The sequence below is a fragment of the Microcoleus sp. LAD1_D3 genome (assembly GCF_036702135.1).
In the GTDB taxonomy this organism is placed as follows: Bacteria; Cyanobacteriota; Cyanobacteriia; order Cyanobacteriales; family Microcoleaceae; genus Microcoleus.
The window spans coordinates 1-9,077 of record NZ_JAUBSB010000107.1; the positions used below are offsets into that span (position 1 = coordinate 1).

The 9,077-nt window shown below is 46.5% G+C and carries 7 protein-coding genes and 2 pseudogenes; 3 read left to right on the plus strand and 6 right to left on the minus strand.

All coding sequences use genetic code 11. The annotated features are described in order from the left end of the window. Nucleotides 1-203: 203 nt before the first annotated feature. From QUA74_RS28665 to QUA74_RS29985, 4 genes and pseudogenes are all read right to left on the minus strand, one after another. Nucleotides 204-650: pseudogene (locus QUA74_RS28665) on the minus strand (reverse transcriptase N-terminal domain-containing protein); the annotation flags it as partial. Between the two features lie 684 nt (nt 651-1,334). Then, nucleotides 1,335-1,679 (minus strand): annotated as a pseudogene (locus QUA74_RS28670) (transposase); the annotation flags it as partial. Nucleotides 1,680-1,694: 15 nt separating this feature from the next. Then, the gene (locus QUA74_RS28675) at nt 1,695-1,895 is read right to left on the minus strand and encodes a hypothetical protein (protein ID WP_333335953.1); all 201 of its coding nucleotides are present in this window, start codon (nt 1,893-1,895) and stop codon (nt 1,695-1,697) included. Then, entirely contained in the window at nt 1,892-2,059 is a 168-nt protein-coding gene (locus tag QUA74_RS29985) for a winged helix-turn-helix domain-containing protein (protein ID WP_445251690.1), read from the minus strand. The genes QUA74_RS28675 and QUA74_RS29985 overlap by 4 nt, the downstream gene beginning before the upstream one ends. Nucleotides 2,060-3,175: 1,116 nt before the next feature. Between QUA74_RS29985 and QUA74_RS28680 the strand changes: the two genes are divergently transcribed. From QUA74_RS28680 to QUA74_RS28690, 3 genes are all read left to right on the plus strand, one after another. Continuing rightward, nucleotides 3,176-3,850, plus strand: coding sequence for an Npun_F0813 family protein (locus QUA74_RS28680; RefSeq protein WP_333335957.1), 675 nt, complete (start codon nt 3,176-3,178; stop codon nt 3,848-3,850). 559 nt (nt 3,851-4,409) lie between these two features. Beyond that, entirely contained in the window at nt 4,410-5,477 is a 1,068-nt protein-coding gene (locus QUA74_RS28685) for a hypothetical protein (RefSeq protein ID WP_333335958.1), read from the plus strand. 154 nt (nt 5,478-5,631) lie between these two features. Continuing rightward, nucleotides 5,632-6,618, plus strand: a complete 987-nt coding sequence (locus QUA74_RS28690; protein ID WP_333335961.1) for a hypothetical protein — start codon at nt 5,632-5,634, stop codon at nt 6,616-6,618. 14 nt (nt 6,619-6,632) lie between these two features. Here the strand turns inward: QUA74_RS28690 and QUA74_RS28695 are convergent, their stop codons facing one another. Both QUA74_RS28695 and QUA74_RS28700 read right to left on the minus strand, forming a co-directional pair. Beyond that, a complete protein-coding gene (locus QUA74_RS28695; protein ID WP_333335963.1) occupies nt 6,633-6,908 on the minus strand; it encodes a LapA family protein in 276 nt (91 codons plus the stop codon). 466 nt (nt 6,909-7,374) lie between these two features. Continuing rightward, nucleotides 7,375-8,808 (minus strand): phosphoglucomutase/phosphomannomutase family protein, encoded by a 1,434-nt coding sequence (locus QUA74_RS28700; protein ID WP_333335966.1) that lies wholly within the window; start codon nt 8,806-8,808, stop codon nt 7,375-7,377. Nucleotides 8,809-9,077 lie beyond the last annotated feature (269 nt).

A 9,077-nucleotide genomic window follows, 5' to 3' on the forward strand; every position in this document is an offset into this window, starting at 1 on the left:
TGGATACTTCCCGCACAGTTTCTACTTGTTTTGACTGAAATAAATAAAGCATTTGAACTTTGTTATAAGCTAGGATTCTTTTTTGTTGTTTGAGGATTTCTCGTAAGTTTTCTACAGATTCGGTAATCTTTATATGAGGACGACCAGACATTGTAATTCTCTCCTTTACTTTTTACACAAGTCTATCATATCTTTAAAAAAATGGTATTAGGTTCAAATCGCGCTTCCCATTCTGGCTCTAGTACCAGCTTGACAAGTGCTTGCAGGGCTCGGTCATTTATTGTCGGGATGCCTAATGGTCGCTTCTCCTTCGTCCCAGGCTTGGGAATCCATACTCGCCTAGTTGGAGCGACTTTTGGGCTTAATTTGAGTTTGGCAACAAGGGCGAGACGTTGTTTTGGGGTCAGGCTTTTAAGCCCATCCACACCAGCCGTCTTCTTGCCGCTGTTGTCTTGTGTTACCCGCCTGACCGCTAAGCACCTTGCTGACCAGGACTTCATCAAAGTCTTTTGGAGTCTGCGTACTGCTTTAACATCGCCACGTTGAGAGGCTCGATAAATTCGCTTTTGGAGCTCATAGACCGACCGTTCCAGCTTTCGCCAGTTAATCTGTCTCCATTCCACCATCGGTTGTGACCGTGTTTTAGACATATATACTCTGACTTGCAACTTTATCTTCCAAACCACAGTGAGTCTGTCTGCATATCCCTGTCATTAGAACAGGGCATTGGCTTCTGACTCTATCCCACCTGTTCGCAGCATCCGGTTAGCACCTACTCTTGGTTTTCGACCTCCAAGAGAGCATACGAAAGATTACTTCGTTCCTGATAGCCATTAATTGAATCTTTAGAGTTAATGCTTTCCACCGGGGTTGTTGGGAGTGCTACTGATAAAGTCGGACTTATCAGTCCCTAACCCGTTGCCTTTTGGCTCCAGCGCATAAAGCCTTATTTCGCTGGCTACCTTTCACGATGGTTCAAGCGCATCTTCGCTTTCGCTACTCATGGATTCTTGCTAAAGGGATTGCCGACTTAGGCTGTCAGTTACCTTCTTTCGCCCTGCTTTACCAGTTTGATGGCTAGTCTCCTGGGTAGGGGTAGTGCTTTCACCACTGCACCTGTGGGGAGGGATTTGTCTTTCTGTTATTAGGCAGGAGTCTCACCCTCATGGCTATCAAGTTGTCAAGGTTCAGTTAGGATTAAGCTGTTCGGCATTTAAAAGACGATAGTATGGTGCGCCAGTATAGAAGTGTTTCCCCTGTAAGCGTAAGTGTTCGCGCCTGACGCGCCCTACAAGCCTCGTTAGTGGTTTAAATGCGTAACAGCTTATACCAATTTAATATGAAGCTGCATAGAATAAAGCTTCCAGAATGAAAGTGTAACAAGATAGTGAACTCATTTCTTCAAGTGTGATTTGTTGCAGAACCTGATCCAGTCGTTCGCGCAATTCCTTAAGAGTCAGAAACACTTCTCCCTTGAATTGTTGTTTGATAAATTGCCACACTCGTTCAATGGGATTGAGTTCAGGGCTATGGGCTGGTTGACAAACGGGAATCAAGTTATCAGGCCAGTGCAGAGCACTGGTCACATGAGCCCCCGCCTGGTCAAGTTGAATAAGTGCGATGTCATCTCCCAGTTGATGTGAGAGGGCATCAATAAACTCCTGAAATCTTTGAGTATTGAGGCGATCGTATTCTTAACAAAAATGCCAGCCGCTCAAAGGTTCAACCACCCCGTAGAGCCAAAAATTGTCACGTTTCCAGAGTACCGGTGCGATCGGTTTCACTCCAAACGCCATAATCACTTTCCCTGTTTCTGTTTTAAGTCCCAAGCGGGTCTCGTCTTGACACAAGTAACGCAGCCGTTGTCCCTTTCCAAACAAGCGTTGATAGGTCAACAGGGCTGGGGCGATGTTTTTTTAAAACGCTGATCGGCATTGGGTTCTTGCTTCGCGCTTTTGGGGCGTGGCACTTTTAATTTAGCTTTAAGTCGATAGTGTACCCAATGATAGACTGTGGGGTATGTCAGGTTCAGTTGATAAGTCTCATTGACCCACTCCACGATTTCTCCGTAACTTTTGAAGCCTGGTGGCTGTTCCAGTCTTTTTTGTAATCCGGCAAGAGCCTCTGGACTCAAGTGGGGCAATTTTCCGGGTGCACTCTTGAGTGCCAACAATTCGGACAATCCTCCCTGACGATACTTTTGCAACCACGCCCGTTACCGTTGAACCATCACGTCCCAGACGTTTGGCCAGGATTTGATGCTGAGTGATTTGTCCAGTTTTTAGCCACCACAACATTTGCAACCGTTCTTTCTGACGCTTAGGTACGACTGTTTTTTAGTTGTTGCTCCAAACTCTCTGCACTTTCTGCGATCGCCACAATCAGTTGACGTGCCATAACTCATCACCTCTAAACAGTATCTTTATTCTATGCAACTTCATGTAAAATTGGTATTACTCCTTTCTATGTTCCTTGCCTCCTATCTTTGGGCATTGCTACCCTTTCAAGAGAACGAATCGCAGCCGACTATCAGGTGCGGTGATTCTTGACACTAAGAGCGAAATCCGCTACCGAAATAGTCTTACGTTTTCCACCTGGTTAGAGTCGTGGCAGTTCCCTATCCCGACTTGGCGCCACTGTAACACAAAGCCGTCTTTTTAGGACGGGGTGTTAAACCCAATTTTTTGATAAATTTAGCCAATTTTTGTATAGCTGTTGAGCCACAGTGACTAATGTGCCGATCTTTAGCTATGTATGCGAACCTTCTGATCGAGTTGATATTTGAGAAAAATGTGGTAGAACTAGGAGTGAAAGACTCAGGTGCAAATCCCTGATGGTACGGAGCCTCTATATATAAGCTTCCTCTATGGCATCAAAGCAAAATAGTCAATCGCTCGATCGGCACGATCGCGAAAATCAAGCGTTGCCAGTACAGCAGTCGTAAGTTGTGCGCGGGAGATTTTCCTTCGTGCATTAGTTTATATGCCAAGGTTGAGAAACAATCTCAGCTTAGATATTTGTTAGCATGTGTTAGCAAAAAAGTATCGGAACGCTTGAGGATGGCAATCCTGCTCATTTAAGTGGACTCGTTGAATCAAGAATCCCCTCGCCTTTAGGCTTGGAGAGTGTCAAAAGCACAGCACCTCGGCCATGACAGGAGTCAAATCGCAGTGTCATGTTTATTCTGAAACGGCAGGATGTTGAAATAACCAATTATCAACACCCAAAACGGGATCAACAAATTCCCATTCTCAATTATCAGGGGCAGACTTTTCGCCTAATCAGCGCCTTCAACGGCAAGCAAGCAGAAGATGCCAGAGCCTTGTGGCGGGACTTAACCGACAACCGAGGCAAAGCCTGTGTTCTGCTAGAAGAGCCGGATAGATATAGCGTCTGGGGAAAAGTCCGTTTAGATCAGCTTGCCGGTGAAGAACCGGCAGGGAATGAAGCAGCCAAAGCACCGCTGTTCGCGCAGGCTTGTCTGCTGCTACTCCAAGCTGTTTACTTCGATGTAGAAGACCTTTTAGGCGCCAGGCAAGCCACATCGTTTCAGAAAGATATCGCCAAGGTATTTCAGCAGGGAAACTTCCCCCAGGCAGACTCCCCTGATACGATAAAAAACTGGCTAACCGTTAGTCCTTTGCAAAATCACAAGGTGCCTCCTTGGCAAGAGCAGCATCTCAAGACCTTATTGCAAGAACTCCACCGCTTGGGCAAATCATATTTTGGCAATACGGACTTCGCGGAGGGAGTGAGCGATGTGCTGCAAGATATGCCAGCACCGGATCGGACTCAGTTTCTAGACTGGCTGAAACAATCAGCCCTCAACAAGTTGTGGATCGCAGGATAGTAAATCTGTGACAATTGCTCAGACAATTGGGTCGAGATAATGGAGCTTAGATAATTGCACTGTAGGGGCTACGCGATATACAGGTTGGATTGCCAACTTGTATTGACCAACCAAATTGTTGATTCGGTTTGGATGCCACCTATGGTCTGGCAATTTAACTAAGTTTCGCTCGCAGTCCCCACCCATAATTATTGAGATGAGTGGGGGAGTGTGAAAGCAAAAAAACAGATACCTCAACCTTTGATGGTAGAATTTCAGAGATAGATTGGGTACTGTAAAAACCTTAAGGGTGGAGACATATACCGTATTTCTATCATTATATTTCCGGGTACAAGATCGACTAACGACTAATTTATTGAATTAGTAAATAGATATTATTCTTGGTTAGTCTTTCTAGAGTGTACGAGGGCGCAAATCCCGACGACACACTGAGGACGCCAGTTATTCCGGAAGCGTCAGAGCAATGTTTTTTAATGTTTTTTGGCGAAAGAATCCTCATCTACAATCAAAGATTGAGATGGGGTGCGTTCAACCGCTAGTTAGGTCTCGTGGAATCCCTATGAGTAGCACTTCAGAAAAGTCATCTACATCTTCATCTTTACTGTCAGCTCAGACCCTAGTGATTGCGGGCATTGTCTGGGCTGTAATGGCGCTGCTGTTCTTTTTGCTGTTCAGCGTCCCCCTCTCAGAAGAAAAGGGTTTACCTCTTTGGTACTCGATCGGCACTCTTATTTTTGAATGCGGAGCATACTTGGGAGCGGCTTTAGTCTGTTTTAGAAACTGGCAAAGCCCCCACATGGTCAGCGGGCGCAACGTCTGGCTGGGCATAGGTCTGGGGATGCTGTTCTATTTCATAGCCGGCGTGCTGTTCGGGATTTGGGAACTCTATTTCGAGTTAGACCCGGACGTGTCCCCGGCAGATGCGTTTTATCTGGTCAGTTATGTGGCATTGATCGGGGGCATGGTTCTAGCCGTGACTGCCAAGCGGCTTAATCTAGAAATTTGGCAGTGGGGTTTGTTAGCGGGAATTGCAGCCTTCGGGATTGCTGTAGCTATCTGGGTTGCTGCACCTGACTCTTGGAGGGCCCAGCTAGGAATGCCTCGGGCAGCCACTCAAGAAGTAGTGACAGAATCTGCACCACCAACCGCTGCCACAGGAAGAGCGCCTGCTTTGGACAATTCGTCCAAGATACAGCCAAAAGCAGCAGCGACTGATGCTGCATCCGCACCCGAAGCAGAAGCAGAAGCAGAAGCTGCAGAAATCAAAGCTCCGGCATGGGTGATGGCACTTGACAAGCAACTTGCGCCTCACAAAAACGCAATAAATTTGTTTTACATCGTCGGGGACGTTTTTCTGCTGATTATTGCTACTGCACTGCTGCTGGCGTTTTGGGGAGGACGTTTTTCCCAATCTTGGAGAATGATTGCGGCTGCAACTTTTTCGCTTTACATCGCAGATATGTACTTTAAATGGCGCGATACTCAGGCTGAGGGTAGTTATCAAAGCGGCGGTTTGCTGGAAGTATTTTTTGTTTTCAGCGCCATCCTGTTTGGGATTGGAGCTATCTTGGAACATGACATCTCAACCCGCTCTCGTCAGAGCAGGCGCAGTCGTCGCGCAGCGTAGCGATTGGAGATTGGGGTTGCTTTGGCAAGCGATGGGGACGCGAAAGCTTCTTTGCCCTTGTCGGCATCTCTGAGCTTGAAATCGAAGATGAAAAATCACAGTTCGCTGACTGCTAGCCTGCGTCTTTTCACGTCTTTTTGCTGGAAAACTTGGCATGACGCCTACAAAACTCTCTGATTCAGACAAACGCGAACTCATCAGGCTGTACCGACAGTCAAACGAGAATACTATCACTCTGGCAAAGCGCTACGGAGTGAGCAGTTCCACTGTGAGGCGCATCCTTCAGGGGGCTTTGTCGGAGCCGGAATACGAATTTCTAGTCCAGCAAAAACAAAAGCGTTTGTCCGATCGCAGCAGTGTTTCTGAACCGACAGAGGCGACTACTGAGTCGTCGGCAGATGGCGAAATCGATCCTGTAGCTGTCCCTCTGTCGGAGTCAGCCCCTGTCCTGCAGTCAGCCTCAAATTCGAGACCGACGATCCGAAAGCGTTCTGGATCAGTCCCTGAACCAGTTGCAGAACTCGAAATTCGAGAGAATATAGAGTCGGATTTGGATGTTTCTGATTTGCCAGATGCCCAAGCAGCCAATCTTGCCGATCCCAGCCACCGCGCTGTTGTGACTGGTGAACTAAAGGCTGTGCTGCCTGCAGAAGGGCTACTGGCCGATGAAGATTTTAGCGATTTCGAGGACGACGATGAGGATGAGGAGGATGATGAAGACGATTTAGATGACGACTTCGACGAAGATATAGAGGAGGAAGACTCTCTGTCTGAAGGCAGTCTCCTGGGTTCACTATCGTCGGGCGAGTTGATCGAGCTTCGGGGTACAGGACTGATTCAAGTTTTGCCTTTAAGCGAAGCATCTCTGCCCAAAATCTGCTATTTAGTGGTTGATCGGGCAGCGGAGTTAATCACTAGACCTCTAAAAGCTTTTGGTGAACTCGGTCAAATTCCGGCAGCAGAAATTCGCGAGAAAACCCTAGCAGTGTTTGACAATCACCGAGTGGCCCGCCGATTTGCTACTCGCAATCAAAGAGTTTTTAAGATTCCTGACAGCAGTATGCTGCAAAAAGCAGCGCCTTATTTGCGAGCTAAGGGAATTACTCGGCTGCTGATTGACGGTCAGGTATATTCCGTCTAAGGGATTAAATCTATTTAATATTGTACGGTGTCGGATTCTTCTGGATTTGCCTGAAATTTACGACGAGAGTTTTGGGAATCTGAAAGGTTCCACAGCGGTTGCAGTAGCGCACCTCCGATCAGTCCTGCACTAATGCTCATTGCCAATACTACTCCTACGGGCATTTGTATCGATTTAAAAAAAATAAAGTTTAAGGATACTGGGGCGGCGTTCTGCACTGACAGAATGGCGATAGCGCTTGCTAAAATTGCTACTAAAAAACTAATGGCGACCAGAGGAAGTGTTTTCATAAAATGGTTGACATGCTAATAATTTAACCTATAAGCTGTTGTGCATTTAAATTGTATTTTGAGGGGTGGCAGGATGCCCACCCCACAAGAGTGAAAATTTATTTGACCATGCAATTTAAAGGCGGATTAGCTTATACTTGTATGACAATCTACATGTGTGTAAAATTTTTATTTTTTCAAACATCCCATTATTTAATAATATACAATAAGATTAGGAAAAAAGTCAAGTAGATGCGGAAAAAATATTTTTAATTTTTTAATTGATTAAAAAATTAAAAATAAATAAATTTACCAATCCCAAACTTTAACAAATCCACGTGTATTGCAAATATATAACTACCTGACCATTATCGATGATTAATGTTCAGATAATCTGCAAGAGTTATCAAAAAGATGTGAGGTGCTCCGCGGGCACCTCACAATCTCAAGCGGTAGAGAAAAACCCCGCGTTGGAATAGGTGGAAATTTAAACAGGTTCTAACTGAGAAATTACCTTTTCCATGTGTTCGGCAACTTTGGTTTCTTTTTCCACAGAATTGGTTTCCATGTAAACGCGCATCAAAGGTTCGGTTCCCGAAGGCCGCAGCAGTACCCAGCCACCGTCTTCTAAATAAAGTTTAATCCCGTCTTTGCGGCCGATTTCCTTAACGCCGATACCTGCTACTTCTGTGGGGGGATTCTTGGTAAAAGATTCCAAAACTGCTGCTTTGTGGGCTTCTTCTAGGTGCAAGTCCAAGCGTTTGTTGTATAGGGGACCGTCGGCTTCTTTAATGGCTTCTTCGACTAGCTGAGAAAGCGGTTTGCCTTCATAGGCGATCGCCTCAGCAACTAGCATATCAGCCAAAATACCGTCTTTTTCGGGAATGTGACCCAAAACGCTCAAACCGCCAGATTCTTCGCCACCGATAAGTACCGCAGTTTCCCGCATTTTTTCGCCGATATATTTAAAACCGACTGCGGTTTCGTAAATTGTTAAACCGTACTTGGCGGCCAAATTGTCCAGCAAGTGGGTAGTTGCGACTGTACGGACGATCGCCCCAGTCAATCCTTTATTCTTAACCAAGTGACGCGCCAGCAGTAACAGGACAGTGTTTGGAGTCAAGACATTTCCCAACTCGTCAACAATACCAAAGCGATCGCTGTCGCCATCCGTAGCCAAACCCAAATCCGCTGAATCCTTCTTAACAGCTTCCACCAACTCAACTAACTGTTCGCCCTTGGGTTCCGGCATTCCACCACCAAACAGCACATCGCGGTAGGTGTGAAAACTTTCGACATCGCAGCCGCAGTGTTCCAAAACGCCGTCGAGATAGCCGCGAGAAGTCGAATAAAGGGCGTCGTATTTCACCTTCAACTTAGCAGAGCGAATCCGCTCTACATCGATCAAAGTATAGAGAAACTTCAGATATTCGGGTTTCGGGTCAAAACTGGAGATTTTATCGTTGTGGCTGCCTTTGGCTGGGGCATCAGAAGCACCAGCAATATTTGCCACAATTGTATCAGTAATTTCCGGGGTGGCCGGCCCCGCGTAGTCGGGGATGTATTTGATGCCACAGTAAGGTGCGGGATTGTGGGAAGCAGTGAACATCAGGGCTCCTGCAGAGTTGAGATGCTTGGCGCTGTAGGCGATGACTGGTGTGGGGCAATCTCGATCAACCACTTTCACAGTCCATCCCAAATCTGCCAATACTTCAGCCGCCGTGCGGGCGAACTCGTCTGCCAAAAAGCGAGTATCGTAGGAGACTAGAACGGGTCGGTCTTTTGTGTAAGCGGTTTCTAGGTAACTGGCGATCGCCCGGGTGACTTTTCGCACGTTGGCAAAAGTAAAGTCATGGGCAATCAGTCCCCGCCACCCATCGGTTCCGAACTTGATTTCTGTTGAATTGCTGCTAGCGCTCATTTTATCCACTTCCTCTCGTCCTATTAATCCTACCCGAAGGCATAGCCTTAAAGACCTACTGGCCGTGCTGTTTTTGAGGAGCGATCGCCAGTGGAACCCGCATCAACCTAGTCCTATCGTTGTAGCGCCAAGCTTCCGCCTCCAGCAGGACTTGAACAAGTCAATCGATTTTAGATTTTAGATTTTAGATTTCAATACTCCGGACAGTTTTTGGAACGATACTACAAGCTTTACAGGCTAAGGATCATGAAAAAGTCGAATTAAATGCC

Excerpts from the sequence above, each read along its gene's own strand:
- QUA74_RS28685 (WP_333335958.1), top strand. The coding sequence starts at position 4,410 with ATGAGTAGCACTTCAGAAAAGTCATCTACATCTTCATCTTTACTGTCA.
- QUA74_RS28690 (WP_333335961.1), top strand. The coding sequence starts at position 5,632 with ATGACGCCTACAAAACTCTCTGATTCAGACAAACGCGAACTCATCAGG.
- QUA74_RS28700 (WP_333335966.1), bottom strand. The coding sequence starts at position 8,808 with ATGAGCGCTAGCAGCAATTCAACAGAAATCAAGTTCGGAACCGATGGG.
- QUA74_RS28695 (WP_333335963.1), bottom strand. The coding sequence starts at position 6,908 with ATGAAAACACTTCCTCTGGTCGCCATTAGTTTTTTAGTAGCAATTTTA.
- QUA74_RS28680 (WP_333335957.1), top strand. The coding sequence starts at position 3,176 with ATGTTTATTCTGAAACGGCAGGATGTTGAAATAACCAATTATCAACAC.